A 19339-nucleotide genomic window follows, 5' to 3' on the forward strand; every position below is an offset into this window, starting at 1 on the left:
CATGAGAAGCGTACCTTCGCCCGCTTTTCTTGCCACAGCACCCCTTGGAGAGCGCCATGTCCGCTGATCTCGAGCATATCCGTCAAATCATGCGCGAGGCTGACTGCCTGTACACCGAAGCGCAAGTCGAAGAAGCGATCGCCAAGGTCGGCGCCCACATCACTCGCGAAATGGCCGATACCAACCCGGTGGTGTTCTGTGTGATGAACGGTGGTCTGATCTTCGCCGGCAAATTATTGACTCACCTGCAATTCCCGCTGGAAGCGTCTTACCTGCACGCCACCCGCTATCGCAATGAAACCAGCGGCGGCGACCTGTTCTGGAAGGCCAAGCCGGAAGTCTCGTTTATTGACCGTGACGTGCTGATCATCGACGACATCCTCGATGAAGGTCACACCCTGGGCGCAATCATCGACTTCTGCAAACACGCCGGCGCACGCAAAGTGCACACTGCCGTGCTGATCGACAAAGACCACGACCGCAAGGCTCGCCCTGAGCTGAAAGCCGATTTCGTCGGTCTGCCGTGCATCGACCGTTACATCTTCGGTTACGGCATGGATTACAAGGGTTACTGGCGCAACGCCAATGGCATCTACGCCGTCAAAGGGATGTGATACGTGGCGCGCTTTCTGGATCAGACACTGTTTACCGAGCTGGCCGAGAAAGCGAACGCCAGCACCCGTGGGCGGCATCATCACAATTTCCATGCGATGGACGAGCCGTGTCATCGCATGGCAGTGGGCCTGCAACCGAGCACCTACGTGCCCCCTCATCGCCACCTCAGTGCGGACAAGGCCGAAACCTTGCTCGTGCTCAAGGGCCGTCTGGGCCTGCTGGTGTTCAATGACCGCGGCGAGGTAATCGCCAAGCGCGTGATGCAGGCTGGCGGCGAGTGCGCCGGCGTCGATCTGCCGCCGGGCGTGTTCCATGGCCTGGTGGTGCTGCAGCCCGATACGGTGATGTTCGAATGCAAGGCAGGGCCTTATCGGCCGGTTGGCGAGGGCGAACTGGCCGAGTGGGCACCGCGCGAAGGCGACGCCGGCGTGGCGGCGTATCAACGCTGGATGCTAGCGCAGTTCGATTGAGCTACAGTGCTGGGCCCCTTGCCGTGGAGTGGCTCATGAGCCGGTTGATACGCAGTTGCGCCATGCTGGCGTTGTCCTTCAGTTTGCCCTTGGCCGCAGCGCCCGCGCCGATGCACGGCCAATTCCTGCCGCCGGATGACCTTGCCCTGCGTGCCGAAGCTCCTGATCAGCAGCAATTGCTGCAGGTCACCGAGTACGCGGTGGTGGTGGGCAATCAGCGTCAGTCCAATCAACAGCCGATCCCGGTTACGTCACCGCTGATGATCCGCCTCAAGGGCAAGCCCCTGAACAAAGGCGCGACCATCGCCCAAGTGATGCTCAACTTCGATGCCGAAAGCAAAAGCCTGAAAAAGCCGGTATTCGACGAGAAAACCCGCACGCTGACCTTGTCGTACCCGGTGGCTCAATACCGTGTAATCGTCGATCTGCTGCGCAATGACACTTTGTATGTGCAGTTCCTCAGTTATGCCAACGGTCATATCTGGGCGGATTTGCATACCGGCACGCTCAAGTCCAGATAGGCCGGCGCCTACACAAGCCCGTGCCCCGCAGGTAGACTTCAAGCCCCGTGTAAATGTCTGCAGGCTGGAGTCGGTAATGCGTAAAGATAAGAAACAGGTGATTGGCGACGAGATCGGCGACGATCAGATCAAGTTGTTCCTGGACTTCGAGCCAGTCGACGCGACTTCACCGTCCCTGCACAAACTGATCAAGGCTTACCGTGGCCTGCGCATCGACGACTTCGAGCGCTTCCTGGGCTTTTTCAAGGCCGCCGGCTTGGACCTGGATGGCAAGGATGAGCACGGCCAGACCTTCGTCGACCTGATCAAAGACCAGCGTAACGCCGCCGAATACATCGAGCTGATCGACAACGCCCGCGGCTGATTATTCCAGGCAAAAAAACGCCCCGTTCTCCTCGTGAGAGCGGGGCGTTTTTTATTGCAGCAAGGCCTTAGGCGAAGCTCTCGGCCTCGTTGTTCTGCTCAACCAATTGCAGGCTGATGTTGTTCTGGGCGTTGATCTTGCGATACAGCTCGGCATCGGTCTCCAGCACTTTTTCCCGCGCCGGGAAGATTTCATGCAGCTTAGCCGCCCACTCCCCACTGGCCTTGTCCGGGAAGCAGCGCTCGATCAGTTCCAGCATGATCGAGACGGTCACCGAAGCGCCTGGCGAGGCGCCCAGCAGGGCCGCCAGCGACCCGTCCTTGGCTGCGACCAGCTCGGTACCGAATTGCAGCACGCCGCCTTTCTTCGGGTCTTTCTTGATGATCTGCACCCGCTGACCGGCCACTTCCAGGCGCCAGTCCTCGGCTTTCGCTTCCGGGTAGAAGCGGCGCAGGGATTCCAGGCGCTGTTCCATGGACTGCATCACTTCGCTGACCAGATACTTGGTCAGGTCCATGTTGTCGCGAGCCACGGCAAGCATCGGGCCGATGTTGCCGGCGCGAACCGACAGCGGCAGGTCGAGGAACGAACCGTGCTTGAGGAACTTGGTGGTGAAACCGGCATAAGGCCCGAACAGCAGAGATTTCTTGCCATCCACCACGCGGGTATCCAGGTGCGGCACCGACATTGGCGGCGAACCCACGGCGGCCTGGCTGTAGACCTTGGCCTGGTGATGCTTGACCACTTCAGGGTTATCGCAGCGCAGCCACTGGCCACTGACCGGGAAACCGCCGAAACCTTTGCTTTCTTCGATGCCCGAGGCTTGCAACAGCGGCAGGGCCGCGCCGCCGGCACCAAGGAACACGAACTTGGCATCCACTTCACGGCTGTTGCCGCTGTTGACGTCCTTGATGCTCACGGTCCAGCCGGCGCCGTTGCGCTTGAGGCCGGTGACGCGCTTGCAATACTTGACCTGGGCGTCGGCCGAGCTGGTCAGGTGGTTGAGCAGTTGATTGGTCAGGGCGCCAAAGTTGACGTCGGTGCCGTTCATGACGCGTGTGGCGGCGATTTTTTCGTCGAGCGGGCGGCCCGGCATCATCAGCGGCATCCATTCGGCCATTTCGCTGCGGTCTTCGGTGTAGTGCATGTCCGAAAACGCGTGGTGCTGGCTCAGGGTCTCAAAGCGCTTCTTGAGGAACTCCACGCCTTTGTCGCCTTGCACGAAGCTCAGGTGCGGTACAGGGCTGATGAAGGATCTGGACGAGCCAAAGGTGCCCTTTTTGGTCAAGTACGCCCAGAACTGCTTCGACACCTCAAACTGGGTGTTGATGTGCACGGCTTTTTTGATGTCGATGGAGCCATCGGCGGCCTGAGGTGTGTAATTCAGCTCACACAGGCCGGCGTGACCGGTACCGGCGTTGTTCCATGGGTTGGAACTTTCCGCGGCACCCGAGTCCATCAGCTCAACGACTTCCAGCTTGAGGCCGGGGTCGAGCTCTTTGAGTAGTACGGCCAGGGTGGCACTCATGATGCCGGCCCCAACCAGTACTACATCGACTGCTTCGTTATGCGCCATTTAACGCGTCTCCAAAATCTGCAGCACCAAATTGACGGCATGGCTGCCAGGAGTGACGGGGCGGTTCACATATTGCCCCAGGTTACCCATGGCCAGGATCGCCATGTCCGTTTCGCAATTCTTTGCAACTCAGCACACGCTTGCTGCCTGGCCTGATCTGCCTATGAACGCATTCATGGGCGGCTGTGGCAATTCGACTTATGGTCAAAGCGTGCGATGCGTGCAATCAATCCGTAGCGGACAGGCTCAAGCTCCAGTGGTTGATGGGTGCTCGGTCCTGTGCGGTTGGGCTGTTCCAGACGCTGATGGTGCTTGTACAAACGCCAAACTATTCATTTGCTCGCCACACTCTTGTGAAGTTGTGAAAACCCGTTTTTTCACGCTCTTTTGAAGACGTGAACCTCAAAAAAGGGCTGCCCCAGCCTGGCACCTGGCCCGTAAACCTCTGCCGATAGGCAGCAAAACGGGCAAACAACTCAAGTGGCCGAGCGCAATGGCAGCTCTGGCAGATTCGGTAAAGGCGGGTGGTTTGCAAAGGAACAGCAAGCGCGCCGGCTTCACTCGATCTGTGTGGGCGGCTCTCTGTGGGCGATTCTTGGGGGTTAATACCGAGGCATTAACGATGCTGCGAGGCCCGATCAGGAGACGTCCTTATAATCGGGGGGAGATTGTAGCGAAGAACGTCAGGGAAATGGGCGTGTTTTATGACTTTTATTAGGCGTTTGGTCAGGCGGCCAACACTGGGTGGCGCGATGACCGTGTCGCGCGTGGGCTGACACGGGCCCGGGCCGGCAGCGGGCGATGCATCCAGCTCAGGCGGATTTCTTCGATTTCCACCCAGCCTTGGCCCACCGGCGGCTGGCTGCATTCTTTGAAGGCTTGGCAGCGGCCCTGGGAATCGAGCAAGGCAAACTGACGAAGCGCGGGCTTGCGAGTAAACAACGACCAGAGATATTGCATGGCGATCAACCTCCTGTGAATGAGGCCAAGCATGCCGATGCGGGATGACGCGGCGATGTATCGGCTGTGACACATCGGTGACAGCGAACCGCGCACAGTGCCGTGAGTCATAGGTTGTAACTGATGCTGGTTCCCTGGGATGACGCCCCGTTATACTGCCGGCCTGTCGGTACCTGATTTCTGGAGAGAAGCGCATGTTGCAACGCCTGTTGTTCGGTTTGATCACTGTGACCACGTTGTCCCTGGTTGGCTGCGCCAACAGCCCGCAACAACTCAGCCCGCAACCGAAACTCACCACGCAGTTGGCCCCGGTGGGTCATGGTCAGCCGGTGTCGGTGCGGGTTGTGGATGGCCGTCCTTCGCCGACGTTGGGTTCCCGTGGGGGCCTGTATCCGGAGACCGCGCTGATTTCGGTCAACGCCCAGGATGTGCTGCCCAAGCTGCAGGCCCAAGCCGAGGCGGCCGTGCGTCTGCTGGGCTTTACTCCCTCCAACTCGCCGGGCGTGCCGCAGTTGACGGTCACCCTGGCTGAGCTGAAATACCAGTCGCCCAAGGAAGGTCTGTATGTGACCGAGGCGTCAATCGGCGCGACCTTCAAGTCCGACGTCAACGCCGGCACCCGCCGCTACAGCGGCCGCTACGCCGCATCCCTGAACCAGCGCTTTGGCATGTCGCCAAACCAGGAGACCAACACCAAGCTGGTCAGCGACGTCCTGAGCGATGCCTTGACCCGTCTGTTCAAGGACCCGAGCATCGGCCAGTTGCTCAGCTCGCAATAAGCGCACCACAAAAAACCGGGCTCGCAAGGGCCCGGTTTTTTTACGTCTCCGGTTTCATGCCGCCGTATCGATATAGAAGTCCAGCAGGCTGATCCCGGTCAGCAGATCGGTTTCCGGCAAGTCCGCATGGGGATGCCCGCCCAGGGCGCAGTACACCAGCCAATGGCGGTCTTGAACGTTGAACGCCAAGCCGTCGATCAGCGCCTCCTGTTCATCGCTTTGAGCGATCAGATACAGCCGATCCTGGTTTTGTGCATGCAGCATAACAAGCTCCCGAACGTCTGAAGGGCCACAGAGTGGACTGTTAAGGTGACGTTCAGGTGACGCCGTAAATTACTGGATAGATTAGCCGTCCATGGGGTGGGACCGTTCACGCGCGGCAGGGGAGGTGCGCGTGCGGTTGTATCCAAACTGTTACCCAGGCACCGTTTTACCGAGGTTTGCGATGGCACTGCCCGCACTATTGATTAACACTGTCGCGCTGGCAATTGCCTGCCCAGGCGCCGCGCTGCTGTATGTCACCCGCCTGCGCGAGCAGCGCGCCTTGACCAAGCTCGCCGCCCAAAGCGAAGAACGCGCAATCGATCAGCCGATGCTGTTTCTGGATGTACGCCTTGTACGGGCGCATCGTGTGGCTTATCGCATCGGGTTCGCCTGTCTGGGGCTGGCACTGCTGACCTCGTGGGTCAGCACTCACCTTTAAAACACCGCAAAACAACCGTGGGAGGTGCAGGCCGCCCATTTTTTGCCCGATGTTTACAGCGGGATTCCAGCCTTGACCCGATACTGATTGCGCACCGGCGTTGCATATTGCACCACCAGGAATGGCCGGTGTTCCGCCGGGCATTCGCTTAAGCGCCGCTCCCACTCGGCCTTCGCCTTGGCCAACTCATCGGCGGGGAACAGCTCCTCGGCCTTGGGCACCTGCAATTGCGGGTCGGCGTCACTCCATTGGGCATAAGCCAGGTAGTGCACCGGAAACAAACGGTAGCCGCCGAGAATCTGCCGGTCCATTTCCACCGCCAGCACCTTGGTGTCTTCGAAGCGCTCGGTAATCGGCGGGGCGAAGTTGATATGCACCCGGCCCTTGTAGCCGGTGATGCCCAGGGCAATGCTCACGTCGTCCTCGCCCGGTGCCTTGGTGTAGGTGCCGGTGGTGGCGCGGATATACAGTTCGCGCGCTTTGGCCGCATCGCAGGGGTCGTATTCGTAGCTGATGGACACCGGCGTCAGGTTTAGCGACTGGATCACTTCGGCGAACGGTTCGTCCTTGCGGCTGACGTGGAACATCTTGAGGATCGCCGATTCGGTGCGATCGTCGCCGTCCTTGGCGCGGCCTTCGGCCTGGGCGATCCAGATCGATTGGCCGTCATTGAGGATCGAATGGTTGATGTAGGCCGACAGCAGGTTGAACGCCGCCATCTTTTCCTTCCGCCCGGTGATCGAGCGGTGCACGATGAAGCTCTTGTTCAGGCGCATCAGGTCGCTGACGAACGGCTTTTGCAGCAGGTTGTCGCCGATGGCGATGCGCGGCGTCGGCAGGCCGGCGTGGTACACGGCGTAGTTGACGAAGGCCGGGTCCATCACAATATCGCGATGGTTGGCCAGAAACAGGTAGGCGGTGCCCGATTTGAGCTGCTCGACCCCGGTGTAGGTGACGCCGTCGGTCGCCCGGTCGATGGTGTGGTCGACGTAATACTCGACTTTGTCCTGCAGCGTCGCCACGGTGGTGACGCCGGCGAATTCGCGGCGCAATTTGCGGGCGATCATGGGCTTGAGCAGCCAGCCAAGGGTGCCGGCGAAGCGGGGGAAGCGGAAGTGGGTCAGGATGTCCAGAAAGGCCTTGTCACTGAACAGCCGCGCCAGCACCGCCGGGACTTCGCTGTCGTTGTAAGGTCGGATGGTATCGAATTCGCCCATCATGCTCTCTTGTTAGAAACGGCTAGGGTAAGTAGAAGAAATACCAGGGTACGGCCCGAGTCATTGGCTCAGCCGGGGTATAACCCTGTAAATAGACCGGCGATTATACGCACAAGTCACCTGGGAGACTGCGATGCTGGAAACTGCGCTGTACGATTGTCCTTATTGTGGCGAGTCGGTTGAAACATCGGTGGATTTGTCTGGCGGTGACCAGATTTACATTGAAGACTGCCAGGTGTGTTGCAGACCGATCATTTTCAATCTGCAGGTGCATGGCGACGAGTGGATGCTCGACACCCGCAGCGAGAACGAATAACAGGTACGCCTATGCAGCGAGTCTACGAACCGGAAAACCTGATGGAAGGCGAGCTGCTGCAGCAGATGCTCGCCAGCGAGGGTATCGAGGCGCACCTGATGGGCCGCCATTTGCTCGGCGGCACCGGCGAATTGCCGATCTTCGGCCTGCTTGGCCTGGAAGTGGACAACGACCGCGCACTCGACGCCCGCGAGCTGATCACTGCCTATGTCGGCGCGCAACCGCTGCCCGGCGATGAACCCGACAGCTTCCCCGACGTGCTGGTCTGTTAGGCTGTCGGCCGGTTTATCCAAGAGTCGTGTTGCCCCATGTGTGGACGTTATGCCCTGTTTCGCTGGAACCCCACCTTCGCGGCCTTGCCGGGCTTTCCGGCCGATCAGCAGGCGCAGTGGAACATTTCGCCGAACGATTCGGTGCTGATCCAGCGCCTGGAAGGCGAGCAGCTCACCCTGGCCCGCGCTCGCTGGGGGCTGACGCCGCCCTGGCTCACCGACCTGTCCCGCACCCCGGCCCATGCCCGCGCCGAAACCCTGGCCGAGCAACCGATGTTTCGCGAAGCGTTTCGCCAGCGCCGCTGCCTTTTGCCAGCCAACGGTTTCTACGAATGGCGCGGAACCCAGCGCAAACGCCCGTACTGGCTGACGCCGGGGGAGGGCTCCTCGTTGTTTTTTGCCGCAATCTGGGAAGCCTACCCCGTGCAGGAACAGGTGTGGCTGAGCACGGCGGTGGTGACGCAGGCCGCGCAAAGTCAGCGTCGGCCGTTGATCCTGGATGCGGCAGGGCAAGCGGCCTGGCTCAACCCCGACACACCGCTGCCGGCGTTGCAGGCATTGCTGGCCAGTGAACCGAGCGCGTTGCGCGAGCGGGTCCTGGCCAACCTGGTCAACGATCCCAAGCTCAATGGGCCGGAGTGCCTGACCCCGGCGTGAGCCTGTCGGCGCGCCCTACACCTTGAACTGATTGATCAGCCGCCGCTGCTGCTCCGCCAGCTTGGTCAAGTCCGCACTGGCCGCGCTGGATTCGTCCGCGCCGCCCGCCACTTCATTGGCCACCTGGCCGATATTAATCACGTTGCGATTGATGTCCTCGGCCACTGCGCTCTGCTCCTCGGCCGCACTGGCAATCTGAGTGTTCATGTCGTTGATCACCGACACTGCCTGAGTAATAGTCTCCAGCGCTTCAGCCGCCTTGGCCGCGTGTTGTACGCTTTCGTCGGTGCGGTTCTGACTTTCTTCCATCACCCGTACCACGTCCCGTGTGCCTTGTTGCAACTGCTGGATCATGGCCTGGATTTCTTCGGTGGCCTGCTGGGTTTTTTGCGCCAGGTTGCGCACTTCGTCGGCGACCACGGCAAACCCGCGACCTTGTTCGCCGGCGCGCGCGGCTTCGATGGCAGCGTTCAGCGCCAGCAGGTTGGTCTGTTCGGCAATCCCGCGAATGGCAGTCAGGATCGCGTTGATGTTTTCACTGTCCTTGGCCAGCGTTTGCACCACCGCCACCGCTTTGCCGATTTCCTCGGCCAGCACACCGATGGAGGCCGAGGTGTCGCGCACAATGCGCATGCCCTGACTCGCGGCCTGATCGGCGTGGCTGGCGGCTTGCGCGGCCTGGGTGGCATTGCGCGCCACGTCCTGGGCAGTGGCGGTCATCTCATGCACGGCAGTGGCGACCTGGTCGATTTCCACCATCTGCTTATGCACGCCCTGGTTGGTGCGGATCGCAATATCGGCGGTGTGCTCCGACGAATCGCTGACCTTCTGCACCGAGCTCACCACCTGGGTAATCATGCCCTGCAATTTGATCAGGAAGGTGTTGAACCCGCTGGCGATTGCGCCCAACTCGTCGGCTCGGTCGCTGGTCAGGCGGCGTGTCAGGTCTCCTTCGCCTTGGGCGATGTCATTGAGCATGGCCACCATCTGTTTGAGCGGGCGGGCGATCCCATGGCCAACCAGCCAGATCACCAGCAGGCCGAGCCCGGCCACCACCAGGCCGGCGATCGCCATGCCGACGGTATCGGTTTTGCGCTGGGCTTGCAGGTCGCTTTGCAGTTTCTGCGAGTCGGCCATCACCGCCGCCAATGGCAATTGCATCATCAAGGTCCAGCGTGCGTCGGTCTGGCCGATGCCGAAGGGCAGGAACAACTCGATATGGCCGTGCTCGCGGTCGATGTTGTAGCGCACTTCGCCGGGTTTGAGCTGCTTGAGGTTGGCCAGTTCGCTGGCGTCGAGCAGGTCGCTGGCCTTTTCGCCGAGTTTGCTGGCGTCTTTGGTGTAGGCCACCAGGCGGCCGTTGCTGGAGATCAGCGCCAGTTCGCCGGCGCCGTTATAGAGCTTCTGGTCGGCACTGGTGAGCATGTCCTGAATGAAGTTCACCGACAGATCGGCCCCCACAATGCCCTGGAACTTGCCATCGACCATGATCGGCTCGATGAACGAGGCCAGCATCACCATGACGTCGCCGACTTTATACGGGGCGGGGTCGATGGCGCAGGGCTTCTGGTTTTCCTTGGAGCACAGGTAGTACTCGCTGGCGCGCACGCCGGTGGAGAGCATTTTCTGGTCGGCCACGTCGGCGAGCTTATCCAGGCCCAGGCTGCCGTCCGCGTTGCGATACCACCACGGGATAAAGCGGCCGTCGGCGCCCATGCCGACGATGGGGCTGTTCACGTAGGCGGCGTCGTTATGATCGATTGCGTTAGGTTCCCAGCCGATGTAGGCGCCGAGGATTTTTGGGTTGCGCACCACACTTTCACGCAGCAGATTGATCAATTGCTCACGGCCGATCTGCAGCGCGGGCTCGCCCTTGGCGTCTTTCATCGCAATCAGGGCGTTGGCGGTGGCCAAACCTTTGGCGGTCACCAGTGGCGCCTCCAGCTCACGCTGGATCTGGGTGGCCTGGGTTTGCGCCAGGGACGTCAGGCGCTGCTCGATGATCTGCTCGAACTGCGCCTGAGTGCGTTGCTGGACCATCTCTTGGGTGCGCGCGCCGGCGAACAACGCGTAGAGCACCAGCACCGCGACCACGGTCAGCACAATGGCCCCGGCCAATGCGGCGACCGAAAACTGAATCGACTTGAATTTCATGAGCACTCCACGCGCAGAAGAGATGGGCTGCCCGTTCTATCGGCCGGGGGCGTGCAGGTCATGAGCGGTGGGCGGGCAAAAGCCGGCCGTTTGTCGCAAACGGGACAGCCGCCGCCGCAGCGGGAGGTGTGAGATGTATCCGAAATTCAGCGGTTACACGTCTGGTGTATCTGGCGTCGATACAGTTGAACGCCTACGATACGCGCCATGTTTTCAGGGCGTCTTTTCAGGGAGAGTGTATTGATGAAGAAATCACTGGCGGTAAGTGTATTGGCGGCAGCGGTCCTGCTGGCCGGGTGTCAATCGGTCAACACCACCAGCGGCGGCGCCGTTGGGGTAGAGCGCAAGCAGTACATGTTCAGCATGCTGTCGAGCCAGGAAGTCGACCAAATGTATGCCCAGTCCTACCAGCAGACCCTGGGTGAGGCCAGCGGCAAAGGCTTGGTGGATAAAACCAGTGCCAACGCCAAGCGCGTGCAGGCCATTGCCAAGCGTCTGATCGCCCAGGCACCGACCTTCCGCGCGGATGCGGCGCAGTGGAACTGGGAAGTAAACCTGATCAAAAGCGATGAGATGAACGCCAACTGCGGGCCTGGCGGCAAGATCTTCGTGTACAGCGCGCTGATCGACAACCTCAAGCTCACCGATGACGAATTGGCTGCGGTAATGGGCCATGAAATCGCCCATGCCCTGCGTGAGCATGGCCGCGAAGCCATGTCCAAGGCTTACGGCATCGAAATGGCCAAGCAGGGCGCCGGTGCGCTGTTTGGCCTGGGTCAGGACAGCCTGGCGCTGGCCGACACTGTAGCCAACTACGGCATGACCTTGCCCAACAGCCGCAGCAATGAAAACGAAGCGGACCTGATCGGCCTGGAACTGTCTGCCCGGGCCGGCTACAACCCGAACGCCGCGATCACGCTGTGGAACAAGATGGCCAAGGCGTCCGAGGGCGCGCCGCCGGAGTTCATGAGCACGCACCCGGCGTCCGACAGCCGCATCGCCTCGCTGCAGGCGGCCATTCCAAAGGTCATGCCGCTCTATCAGCAGGCCAAAAAATCTTGACCCTGTGACGATCCAACGGTGGGAGAGGGTTTGCCCCCCTCCCACGTTGAATTGGGTTTGCAGGCTGAGACTCTTAGATCCAGCCACTGCTCTGCATGGCTTTGTACACCGCCACGATCGCCAGGATGAAAAACGCTGAGGCGGCCAGTCGGCGAATCAACGTCAGCGGCAGTTTCTCTGCGGCGAAATTCCCCGCCAGTACCACCGGCACGTTGGCAATCAGCATGCCCAGAGTGGTACCGATAATCACCAGCCACAGTTCCGGATATTGCGCGGCGAGCATCACCGTGGCGATCTGCGTCTTGTCACCGATTTCCGCGAGGAAAAACGCAATCAGCGTGGTCAGGAAAGGCCCGAACTTGCGCGTGGTGCTGGCTTCGTCATCGTCGAGTTTGTCCGGCACCAAGGTCCACAGTGCGGTGGCGCAGAAGCTGGCCGCGAGGATCCAGTGCAGCACCGCATCCGAGAAGAAACTGCCGAACCAGGCGCCCACGGCACCGGCGGCGGCGTGGTTGGCCAGGGTGGCGGCGACGATACCGGCGATGATTGGCCAGGGTTTGCGAAAGCGGGCGGCCAGGATGAGGGCGAGCAGTTGCGTCTTGTCGCCGATTTCGGCCAAGGCAACGATTGCGGTGGGAACGAGCAATGAATCCAGCATCAGGTAGGTTTCCAGGGGCGGGTCGACACGGCTATGACACGTACAGCCTTCCCGCCCCGGGTAAGGTGTGCGTGTCATAGGTCTTGTCAAACCCCGGTCCGTCTGTGCGGACTCCTGGGTCGCATACGCCATGGTCTGCTGACCAAGTATGTTGACGTATGCCGGACGAACATGGTGCTCGTGGGAGACTACTCCCCTAGGACGGAGCGGATTCTGCCTAGGCAAATTCCATTCGGCAAGCGTTCTTTTCTAAACCTCGATCAGCCGCGCTTGGCGCGGTAGATACGAAAACCGTTGCCTTCAGCCTTGATCGCACACACGCCCAGATGCTCTTCGATCAGCGGCTGGTACTTCAGGAAGCTATTGGCCACCAAGCGCAGTTCGCCGCCTTTTGCCAGATGTTTGGCCGCTTTTCGCAGCAATTTCTCGGTGGCGAAATAGTCAGTGTGCACGCCAACATGGAACGGTGGATTGCTCAGAATCGCATTCAATCCCATCGGCGCGGCGTCGATGCCATCACCGGTCAACACCTCGGCTTCCAGGCCGTTGGCGGCCAGGGTCAGGCGGCTGCTGGCGGCGGCGAAGGCGTCCACGTCGAGCAAAGTGACGGTGTTGTGCGGGTAGCGACGTTTGATTGCGGCTCCCAATACGCCAGCCCCACAGCCAAAGTCCAGCAGGTGACCGCTCGGCAATTTATCCAGATGCGCCAGCAATAACTCGGTGCCGCGATCCAGGCGACCGTGGCTGAACACGCCCGGCAGGCTCACCACCTTCAACGGCCCCTCGGCCAGCGGTACGTCGAAGGTCTGTGCCAGGCTCTCCAACGCCACCGCCTGCGGGGCATTGGCCACGGTGACTTGCCACAGCTGGCAATGCCTCGCGTTGTCGAGCTTGCGTGGTTTGCCAAAGGGGATCATTTGCTTGGCGGCGCTTTCGATACCGGCTTTTTTCTCGCCCACCAGGAACAGCTCGGCGCCGGGCAGGCGCGCGGCCACGGCCTTGAGCAGGTAGTCGGTCAGGTCCTTGGACTTGGGCAGGAAGATTACCGCCGCGTCGAACGCACGCTCCGGCACGCTGACGCCGAACTGGCTGCGCTCGGGGAAACGGGCGTCCAGCGCCGCCTGGTCGCCGGCATGCCAGCTCCAGCCATGGGCATTGGGCAGGCGCCCCAGCAAGTCGTCGGCGGGCAACCCCACCAATAGCAGGTTGCCTTGAAAAAGTTCGGCCTGGCGAAGCAGTACTTCACTGCGCGGATCCATGGTCTGCTCCTTGAAAAGGGGCGCAGTTTATCAACTCACAACCCGCAGCGGGGCACCGCTGAAAAAGCCACGGGCGTTTTCCACCAGTTGACCGACGATACGCTGGCGCGCCTCGCGGCTGCCCCAGGCATTGTGTGGGGTGACGATCAAGCGCGGAATATCATCGGCCAGCAGCGGATTACCGTCGACCGGCGGCTCCACGCTCAATACATCGGTAGCCGCGCCGCCCAGATGGCCGCTGCGCAACGCGTGGGCCAGGGCTTGCTCGTCGATCAAACCGCCGCGCGCGGTATTGACCACCAGCGCGCCGGGCTTGAGCAGCGCCAGTTCGCGGGCGCCGATCAAATGGCGGGTGTGCTCGTTGAGCGGGCAGTGCAAGGTCAGCGCGTCGACCTGGGGCAGCAGTTCATCCAACGGCACGCGGTCGGCCCGGGCAGGGCGCCCCGGAATCGCGCCCAGCACCACGCGCATGCCAAAGGCTTCGGCCAGACGCGCCACGGCGCTGCCCAATTCACCGTGGCCCAGCAGGCCGAGGGTTTTGCCCTCCAATTCGATGATCGGATGATCCAGCAGGCAGAATTGCTTGGCCTTTTGCCATTTGCCGGCGGCTACATCCTGCTGATAGTCCTTCAGCCGCGTCGCCAGGTTGAGCAGCAGCATCATCGTATGCTGCGCCACCGATGGCGTGCCGTAGCCCTGGCAGTTGCTCACCGTGATGCCCTGGGCGCGGGCGGCGGCCAGATCAATGTTGTTGGTACCGGTGGCCGACACCAGGATCAGTCTGAGATCGGGGCAAGCCGCCAGGGTTTGCGCGTTGAGCACGATCTTGTTGCTGATGGCCACTTGGGCACCTAGCAGGCGTTCCAACACATTTTGCGGCGTCGTGTCCGAAAACAGCTGCAACTCTGTGAAGCTGTCTCGCAATTGGCTGAGGTCGAGGTCCCCCAAGTCCAGGGAAGGGTGATCAAGGAAGACGGCGTGGCGATTGTCAGTCATCAACTGTACCTTTTGCGACAGAGTTCGAAGGCGTAATCTGCCGAGCCTATCAGATGAAATAATCAGTTACTTAATGGAGTGAGCATGTACCTCGCCGAGTTTTTGACCGTAGCCTTGATTCACTTGTTGGCGGTGGCCAGTCCCGGACCGGACTTCGCCGTGGTCGTGCGCGAGAGCGTGACCCACGGCCGCCGCGCCGGCACCTGGACCGCGCTGGGCGTGGGTTCGGCGATTTTCCTGCATGTGGGCTATTCGTTGCTGGGTATTGGGCTGATCGTGTCCCAGTCCATCGTGCTGTTCAACGCCCTCAAGTGGGCCGCGGCTGCTTACCTGTTGTACATCGGCTTCAAAGCCCTGCGCGCCCAGCCGGCCAAACCCGCCGCCGAGGGCGAGCTGCACCGCGAAGCCGGTGAACGCACCCCGCGCGGCGCTTTCACCGCCGGTTTCGTGACCAATGGCTTGAACCCTAAGGCCACGTTGTTCTTCCTCTCGTTGTTCACCGTGGTGATCAATCCACACACGCCGTTGGCGGTGCAGGCCGGCTACGGCGTCTACCTGGCGGTGGCGACGGCGCTGTGGTTCTGCCTGGTGGCGATGCTGTTCAGCCAGCAACGCGTGCGCGCCGGGTTTGCGCGGATGGGGCATTGGTTCGACCGGACCATGGGCGCGGTATTGATTGCCATAGGTGTGAAGCTGGCGTTTACCAGCATGAAATAACATTGGCCCACCCGGTGCGCATGGCCAGTAATCGGTGCAAATGCTGGCGCAAAGCTAGCATTTGCTGAGGTCTGCAAATCATTCCTTTGGCTGATTTAGCGCACACATAACGTCTCTACAGTGCAGGTCTTCAAGCCAAGACCGTGCAGTCATAAAAGGGATTCGTATGTTGCAGACCCGTGTTATCCCGCCCGCCGAAGGTGCGTACCAATACCCACTGTTGATCAAGCGCCTGCTGATGTCCGGCACCCGTTACGAGAAGACCCGGGAAATCGTCTACCGTGACAAATTGCGTTACACCTACCCCACCTTGATCGAACGCGTCGCGCGCCTGGCCAATGTGTTGACCGAGGCCGGTGTGAAGGCCGGTGACACGGTGGCGGTGATGGATTGGGACAGCCATCGCTATCTGGAATGCATGTTCGCCATCCCGATGATCGGCGCGGTGATCCACACCATCAACGTGCGCCTGTCGCCGGAACAGATCCTGTACACCATGAACCACGCCGAAGACCGCTTCGTGCTGGTCAACAGTGAGTTTGTCGGGCTCTATCAAGCCATCGCCGGGCAGCTCACCACCGTGGACAAGACCCTGCTGCTCACCGACGGAGAAGCCAAAACCGCCGATCTGCCTGACCTGGTGGGCGAGTATGAAACCCTGCTGGCCGCCGCCAGCCCCCAGTACGACTTCCAGGATTTCGACGAACACTCGGTCGCCACCACGTTCTATACCACCGGCACCACCGGTAACCCTAAGGGCGTGTACTTCACCCATCGCCAGCTGGTGCTGCATACCATTGGCGTGGCGACCATCATGGGCAGCGTCGATAGCGTGCGATTGCTGGGCACCAACGACGTGTACATGCCGATCACGCCGATGTTTCACGTGCATGCCTGGGGTTTGCCGTATGTGGCTACCATGCTCGGTCTCAAGCAGGTCTACCCTGGCCGCTACGACCCGGAATTGCTGGTGGAGCTGTGGCGCAAGGAAAAGGTCACGTTCTCCCATTGCGTGCCGACCATCCTGCAGATGGTACTCAACGCCAAGGCCGCTCAGGGGGTGGATTTTGCCGGTTGGAAAATCGTCATCGGTGGCAGTGCGCTGAATCGTTCGCTGTATGAAGCTTCCAAGGCTCGTGGGATTCAACTCACCGCTGCGTACGGCATGTCCGAGACCGGACCGCTGGTGTCCTGTGCGCACCTCAACGAAGAACTGCTGGCCGGCAGCGAAGACGAGCGCATTACCTACCGCATCAAGGCTGGCGTGCCGGGGCCGTTGGTGGAGGCGGCGATCATTGACGCCGAGGGTCGTTTCCTGCCGGCCGATGGCGAATCCCAGGGCGAGCTTGTGCTGCGCGCGCCGTGGCTGACCGAGGGGTATTTCAAGGAGCCGCAAAAGGGCGCCGAGTTGTGGGCGGGCGGCTGGATGCACACCGGGGATGTGGCCACGCTGGACGCCTTTGGTGTGATCGATATCCGCGACCGCATCAAGGATGTGATCAAGACCGGCGGTGAGTGGGTCTCGTCCCTGGCCCTCGAAGACCTGGTCAGCCGTCACCCGGCGGTACGCGAAGTAGCGGTGGTGGGCATCGCCGACCCGCAGTGGGGCGAGCGCCCGTTTGCCTTGGTGGTGGTGCGCGAAGGCCATGCAATTGGCGCCCGCGAGCTGAAGGAACACCTCAAACCGTTCGTGGAACTGGGCCATTTGAGCAAGTGGGCGATTCCGAGTCAGATCGCCGTTGTTACGGAAATTCCCAAGACCAGTGTCGGTAAGCTCGACAAGAAGCGTATCCGCATTGACATCATCGAATGGCAGGCCAACAACAGCACGTTCCTGTCCACCCTCTGAGCTGATTTGCCGTGCCCCTGTGGCACGGCGATGCTCTATCTCGCGCCTTCACTTGTGATTTGCCGATTTTCAGCCATCCTTCCCGCGTCGGCCCCCGCCGACATGGCGAAAGGACTGTGGCAGACGGCTCGGTGATGCAAATCACACTTTAGAGGGATCAAGCCGTACCCCCTGCTGGCTATAGTCCCACTCAGAGTTTTTCAAGGATGCACCGCTTCGGGCCACGGAGGTTCAGTTGCCAGGCAGCATTGGAATCGTTGTATTCCGGCTGTTACACGCATCATCTAGAACTCACTGCCATAACAATAATGCACATGGAGTAGCGTCGATGACCTCAGTAAACCAGTTCTGGCGCCGGGCAAAATTGCCTCTGGCCGTCAGCCTCGCCTCTACGCTCGCCGGGCCCGCATTCGGCGTCAGCTTCAATATCGGTGAAATCGAAGGGAATTTTGACTCGTCGCTTTCCGTGGGGGCGAGCTGGTCGACAGCCAAGCCCAACAAGGACTTGATCGGCGCCAACAACGGCGGTCGGGGCTTGTCCCAGACGTCCGATGACGGCCACCTGAACTTCAAGCGCGGCGAGACCTTCTCCAAGATCTTCAAGGGTATCCACGACCTGGAGCTGAAGTACGGCGACACCGGCGTATTCGTGCGGGGCAAATACTGGTACGACTTCGAACTCAAGGATGAAAGCCGTGAGTTCAAGGACATCAGCGACAACAATCGCAAGGAAGGCGCCAAGTCTTCCGGCGGGCAGATTCTCGACGCCTTCGTTTATCACAACTATGCGATTGCCGATCAGCCGGGCAGCGTGCGCTTCGGTAAGCAGGTAGTGAGCTGGGGCGAAAGCACCTTTATCGGCGGCGGCATCAACTCTATCAACCCGATCGATGTGTCTGCGTTCCGTCGTCCGGGTGCCGAGATCAAGGAAGGCCTGATTCCGGTCAACATGTTCTACGTGTCGCAAACCCTGACCGATAACCTCTCGGCCGAAGCGTTTTACCAGCTGGAATGGGACCAGACCGTTACTGATAACTGCGGTACGTTCTTCTCGCAGCCGGATGTGATTTCCGATGGTTGCAGCAATAACCTGCGGGTGCTGAATAAGCGTTCGACCATCCCGGGCGCAGCCTTGCCGACCTTGACTGCCTTGGGTGTGGACGTAAACAACGAAGGCGTACTGGTCCGTCGTGGCCCCGACCGTGATGCTCGCGACAGCGGACAGTTCGGCGTGGCGATGCATTACAACTTCGAACCGCTGGATACCGAGTTCGGCGCGTACTTCATGAACTACCACAGCCGTGCGCCGATTTTCAGTGCGCAGGGTGCGCCGTCGTCGGCCTACACCCGTCCTCTGGGACCGCTTGGCGCCTTGCGCCCACTGGTCGTGGCCGGTAACTCCAATTACTTTGTCGAGTACCCGGAAGATATCCGCCTCTACGGTTTGAGCTTCTCCACCACGTTGCCGACAGGCACCGCATGGAGTGGTGAACTGAGCTACCGTCCCAACGCACCGGTGCAGTTGAGCACCACCGATATCCTCTTCGCCGGCGTGACGCCGATCCCAGGCTTTGGCAACGCGTCCGTACTCAAAGGCACCCCAGGTCAGGACCTGCACGGTTACAACCGCAAGGAAGTGACCCAGTTCCAGACCACGTTCACGCACTTCTTCGACCAAGTGATGGGCGCGAGTCGCTTGACCACCGTCGGTGAAATCGGTGTGACCCACGTGGGCGGCCTGGAAAGCAAGTCCCAAGCCCGTTATGGCCGTGACCCGGTATTCGGCCCTGGCACCTTGCCAGGTGGCTTCTGCGACAGGCTTAACCTGTCCACCGCCAATGGCGCTGGCTTGCCCAACGCCTCAGGCTTGAACACCAACTGCAACAACGATGGCTTCACCACCGCCACCTCCTGGGGCTATCGCGCTCGCGCCATCTGGGAATACCCGGATGTGTTCGCCGGTGTGAACCTCAAGCCTAACGTGGCGTGGTCCCACGACGTGAAGGGCTACTCGCCAGGCCCTGGCGGTAACTTCGAAGAAGGTCGCAAAGCGGTCAGCCTGGGGCTGGATGCCGAATACCAGAACACCTACACCGCAAGCCTGGCCTACACCAACTTCTTCGGCGGCAAGTTCAGCACCGTGGATGACCGTGATTTTGTCGCCCTGAGCGTCGGCGCGAACTTCTAAGCACAC

Annotated in this window: 21 protein-coding genes and 1 riboswitch; of the genes, 13 read left to right on the plus strand and 8 right to left on the minus strand. The window is 60.7% G+C overall.

The window, feature by feature from the left end; genetic code table 11:
- Nucleotides 1-56: 56 nt before the first annotated feature.
- The 4 genes from HRH33_RS05375 (at nucleotide 57) to HRH33_RS05390 (ending at nucleotide 1970) form a co-directional block, all read left to right on the plus strand.
- Complete coding sequence (locus HRH33_RS05375) at nucleotides 57-614, plus strand: hypoxanthine-guanine phosphoribosyltransferase (protein ID WP_012722254.1); 558 nt, start codon at nucleotides 57-59, stop codon at nucleotides 612-614.
- A gap of 3 nt (nucleotides 615-617) precedes the next feature.
- Nucleotides 618-1085 carry a WbuC family cupin fold metalloprotein gene (locus tag HRH33_RS05380; RefSeq protein WP_167417294.1) on the plus strand — a complete coding sequence of 156 codons (468 nt, stop codon included), beginning with the start codon at nucleotides 618-620 and terminating at the stop codon, nucleotides 1083-1085.
- Between the two features lie 35 nt (nucleotides 1086-1120).
- On the plus strand, nucleotides 1121-1606 hold the full coding sequence (locus HRH33_RS05385; RefSeq protein WP_167417293.1) for a hypothetical protein: 486 nt from the start codon (nucleotides 1121-1123) through the stop codon (nucleotides 1604-1606).
- Nucleotides 1607-1682: 76 nt separating this feature from the next.
- A complete protein-coding gene (locus HRH33_RS05390; RefSeq protein WP_017845962.1) occupies nucleotides 1683-1970 on the plus strand; it encodes a PA4642 family protein in 288 nt (95 codons plus the stop codon).
- 67 nt (nucleotides 1971-2037) lie between these two features.
- On the opposite strand, the gene mqo is transcribed toward HRH33_RS05390, so the two are convergent.
- Nucleotides 2038-3546 (minus strand): malate dehydrogenase (quinone), encoded by a 1509-nt coding sequence (gene mqo, locus HRH33_RS05395; protein ID WP_034136998.1) that lies wholly within the window; start codon nucleotides 3544-3546, stop codon nucleotides 2038-2040.
- A 726-nt stretch (nucleotides 3547-4272) separates the two neighbouring features.
- Nucleotides 4273-4506: a hypothetical protein gene (locus tag HRH33_RS05400; RefSeq protein WP_034095933.1), complete on the minus strand. Its 234-nt coding sequence runs from the start codon at nucleotides 4504-4506 to the stop codon at nucleotides 4273-4275.
- Nucleotides 4507-4700: 194 nt separating this feature from the next.
- On the opposite strand from HRH33_RS05400, the gene HRH33_RS05405 reads away from it, so the two are divergent.
- Entirely contained in the window at nucleotides 4701-5285 is a 585-nt protein-coding gene (locus HRH33_RS05405; RefSeq protein ID WP_034111785.1) for a YajG family lipoprotein, read from the plus strand.
- 54 nt (nucleotides 5286-5339) lie between these two features.
- On the opposite strand, the gene HRH33_RS05410 is transcribed toward HRH33_RS05405, so the two are convergent.
- On the minus strand, nucleotides 5340-5549 hold the full coding sequence (locus HRH33_RS05410) for a hypothetical protein (protein WP_167417292.1): 210 nt from the start codon (nucleotides 5547-5549) through the stop codon (nucleotides 5340-5342).
- Between the two features lie 181 nt (nucleotides 5550-5730).
- Between HRH33_RS05410 and HRH33_RS05415 the strand changes: the two genes are divergently transcribed.
- Nucleotides 5731-5988, plus strand: coding sequence for a hypothetical protein (locus HRH33_RS05415; RefSeq protein WP_034137000.1), 258 nt, complete (start codon nucleotides 5731-5733; stop codon nucleotides 5986-5988).
- Between the two features lie 53 nt (nucleotides 5989-6041).
- Here HRH33_RS05415 and HRH33_RS05420 read toward each other — a convergent pair whose 3' ends face one another.
- Nucleotides 6042-7205 carry a 1-acyl-sn-glycerol-3-phosphate acyltransferase gene (locus HRH33_RS05420; protein ID WP_173603373.1) on the minus strand — a complete coding sequence of 388 codons (1164 nt, stop codon included), beginning with the start codon at nucleotides 7203-7205 and terminating at the stop codon, nucleotides 6042-6044.
- A 133-nt stretch (nucleotides 7206-7338) separates the two neighbouring features.
- On the opposite strand from HRH33_RS05420, the gene HRH33_RS05425 reads away from it, so the two are divergent.
- The 3 genes from HRH33_RS05425 to HRH33_RS05435 are packed head-to-tail and all read left to right on the plus strand — an operon-like array spanning nucleotide 7339 to nucleotide 8450.
- Complete coding sequence (locus HRH33_RS05425) at nucleotides 7339-7521, plus strand: CPXCG motif-containing cysteine-rich protein (RefSeq protein WP_034137002.1); 183 nt, start codon at nucleotides 7339-7341, stop codon at nucleotides 7519-7521.
- 11 nt (nucleotides 7522-7532) lie between these two features.
- A complete protein-coding gene (locus HRH33_RS05430; protein ID WP_167417291.1) occupies nucleotides 7533-7793 on the plus strand; it encodes a putative signal transducing protein in 261 nt (86 codons plus the stop codon).
- 36 nt (nucleotides 7794-7829) lie between these two features.
- Entirely contained in the window at nucleotides 7830-8450 is a 621-nt protein-coding gene (locus tag HRH33_RS05435; protein ID WP_034095940.1) for an SOS response-associated peptidase, read from the plus strand.
- A gap of 15 nt (nucleotides 8451-8465) precedes the next feature.
- Here HRH33_RS05435 and HRH33_RS26845 read toward each other — a convergent pair whose 3' ends face one another.
- Nucleotides 8466-10604: a methyl-accepting chemotaxis protein gene (locus tag HRH33_RS26845; protein ID WP_167417290.1), complete on the minus strand. Its 2139-nt coding sequence runs from the start codon at nucleotides 10602-10604 to the stop codon at nucleotides 8466-8468.
- Nucleotides 10605-10847: 243 nt separating this feature from the next.
- Here HRH33_RS26845 and HRH33_RS05445 point away from each other — a divergent pair, with 243 nt between their 5' ends.
- Nucleotides 10848-11666 (plus strand): M48 family metallopeptidase, encoded by an 819-nt coding sequence (locus HRH33_RS05445; protein ID WP_034095942.1) that lies wholly within the window; start codon nucleotides 10848-10850, stop codon nucleotides 11664-11666.
- Between the two features lie 73 nt (nucleotides 11667-11739).
- On the opposite strand, the gene HRH33_RS05450 is transcribed toward HRH33_RS05445, so the two are convergent.
- The 3 genes from HRH33_RS05450 to HRH33_RS05460 all read right to left on the minus strand — a co-directional run bounded on the left by HRH33_RS05450 (nucleotide 11740) and on the right by HRH33_RS05460 (nucleotide 14579).
- Nucleotides 11740-12324, minus strand: coding sequence for a TMEM165/GDT1 family protein (locus HRH33_RS05450; RefSeq protein ID WP_016978300.1), 585 nt, complete (start codon nucleotides 12322-12324; stop codon nucleotides 11740-11742).
- Between the two features lie 88 nt (nucleotides 12325-12412).
- A riboswitch (yybP-ykoY riboswitch) is annotated at nucleotides 12413-12534 on the minus strand.
- 50 nt (nucleotides 12535-12584) lie between these two features.
- The gene (locus tag HRH33_RS05455; RefSeq protein WP_167417289.1) at nucleotides 12585-13583 is read right to left on the minus strand and encodes a methyltransferase; all 999 of its coding nucleotides are present in this window, start codon (nucleotides 13581-13583) and stop codon (nucleotides 12585-12587) included.
- 30 nt (nucleotides 13584-13613) lie between these two features.
- Nucleotides 13614-14579: a 2-hydroxyacid dehydrogenase gene (locus tag HRH33_RS05460; protein ID WP_167417288.1), complete on the minus strand. Its 966-nt coding sequence runs from the start codon at nucleotides 14577-14579 to the stop codon at nucleotides 13614-13616.
- An 84-nt stretch (nucleotides 14580-14663) separates the two neighbouring features.
- Here HRH33_RS05460 and HRH33_RS05465 point away from each other — a divergent pair, with 84 nt between their 5' ends.
- The 3 genes from HRH33_RS05465 to HRH33_RS05475 all read left to right on the plus strand — a co-directional run bounded on the left by HRH33_RS05465 (nucleotide 14664) and on the right by HRH33_RS05475 (nucleotide 19333).
- Nucleotides 14664-15296, plus strand: coding sequence for a LysE family translocator (locus HRH33_RS05465; RefSeq protein ID WP_034095946.1), 633 nt, complete (start codon nucleotides 14664-14666; stop codon nucleotides 15294-15296).
- Between the two features lie 166 nt (nucleotides 15297-15462).
- Entirely contained in the window at nucleotides 15463-17145 is a 1683-nt protein-coding gene (locus HRH33_RS05470; RefSeq protein WP_123480682.1) for a fatty acid--CoA ligase, read from the plus strand.
- A gap of 328 nt (nucleotides 17146-17473) precedes the next feature.
- Complete coding sequence (locus tag HRH33_RS05475; protein ID WP_034095948.1) at nucleotides 17474-19333, plus strand: DUF1302 domain-containing protein; 1860 nt, start codon at nucleotides 17474-17476, stop codon at nucleotides 19331-19333.
- Nucleotides 19334-19339: the final 6 nt, after the last annotated feature.

The sequence above is a fragment of the Pseudomonas rhodesiae genome (genome assembly GCF_013285305.1).
GTDB lineage: Bacteria > Pseudomonadota > Gammaproteobacteria > Pseudomonadales > Pseudomonadaceae > Aquipseudomonas > Aquipseudomonas rhodesiae.

Excerpts from the sequence above, each read along its gene's own strand:
- HRH33_RS05385 (WP_167417293.1), top strand. The coding sequence starts at position 1,121 with ATGAGCCGGTTGATACGCAGTTGCGCCATGCTGGCGTTGTCCTTCAGT.
- HRH33_RS05410 (WP_167417292.1), bottom strand. The coding sequence starts at position 5,549 with ATGCTGCATGCACAAAACCAGGATCGGCTGTATCTGATCGCTCAAAGC.
- HRH33_RS05420 (WP_173603373.1), bottom strand. The coding sequence starts at position 7,205 with ATGGGCGAATTCGATACCATCCGACCTTACAACGACAGCGAAGTCCCG.
- HRH33_RS05460 (WP_167417288.1), bottom strand. The coding sequence starts at position 14,579 with ATGACTGACAATCGCCACGCCGTCTTCCTTGATCACCCTTCCCTGGAC.
- HRH33_RS05400 (WP_034095933.1), bottom strand. The coding sequence starts at position 4,506 with ATGCAATATCTCTGGTCGTTGTTTACTCGCAAGCCCGCGCTTCGTCAG.
- HRH33_RS05445 (WP_034095942.1), top strand. The coding sequence starts at position 10,848 with ATGAAGAAATCACTGGCGGTAAGTGTATTGGCGGCAGCGGTCCTGCTG.
- HRH33_RS05465 (WP_034095946.1), top strand. The coding sequence starts at position 14,664 with ATGTACCTCGCCGAGTTTTTGACCGTAGCCTTGATTCACTTGTTGGCG.
- HRH33_RS05455 (WP_167417289.1), bottom strand. The coding sequence starts at position 13,583 with ATGGATCCGCGCAGTGAAGTACTGCTTCGCCAGGCCGAACTTTTTCAA.
- HRH33_RS05475 (WP_034095948.1), top strand. The coding sequence starts at position 17,474 with ATGACCTCAGTAAACCAGTTCTGGCGCCGGGCAAAATTGCCTCTGGCC.
- HRH33_RS05425 (WP_034137002.1), top strand. The coding sequence starts at position 7,339 with ATGCTGGAAACTGCGCTGTACGATTGTCCTTATTGTGGCGAGTCGGTT.
- HRH33_RS05430 (WP_167417291.1), top strand. The coding sequence starts at position 7,533 with ATGCAGCGAGTCTACGAACCGGAAAACCTGATGGAAGGCGAGCTGCTG.
- HRH33_RS26845 (WP_167417290.1), bottom strand. The coding sequence starts at position 10,604 with ATGAAATTCAAGTCGATTCAGTTTTCGGTCGCCGCATTGGCCGGGGCC.
- HRH33_RS05450 (WP_016978300.1), bottom strand. The coding sequence starts at position 12,324 with ATGCTGGATTCATTGCTCGTTCCCACCGCAATCGTTGCCTTGGCCGAA.
- HRH33_RS05390 (WP_017845962.1), top strand. The coding sequence starts at position 1,683 with ATGCGTAAAGATAAGAAACAGGTGATTGGCGACGAGATCGGCGACGAT.
- HRH33_RS05375 (WP_012722254.1), top strand. The coding sequence starts at position 57 with ATGTCCGCTGATCTCGAGCATATCCGTCAAATCATGCGCGAGGCTGAC.
- HRH33_RS05405 (WP_034111785.1), top strand. The coding sequence starts at position 4,701 with ATGTTGCAACGCCTGTTGTTCGGTTTGATCACTGTGACCACGTTGTCC.
- HRH33_RS05470 (WP_123480682.1), top strand. The coding sequence starts at position 15,463 with ATGTTGCAGACCCGTGTTATCCCGCCCGCCGAAGGTGCGTACCAATAC.
- HRH33_RS05415 (WP_034137000.1), top strand. The coding sequence starts at position 5,731 with ATGGCACTGCCCGCACTATTGATTAACACTGTCGCGCTGGCAATTGCC.
- mqo (WP_034136998.1), bottom strand. The coding sequence starts at position 3,546 with ATGGCGCATAACGAAGCAGTCGATGTAGTACTGGTTGGGGCCGGCATC.
- HRH33_RS05435 (WP_034095940.1), top strand. The coding sequence starts at position 7,830 with ATGTGTGGACGTTATGCCCTGTTTCGCTGGAACCCCACCTTCGCGGCC.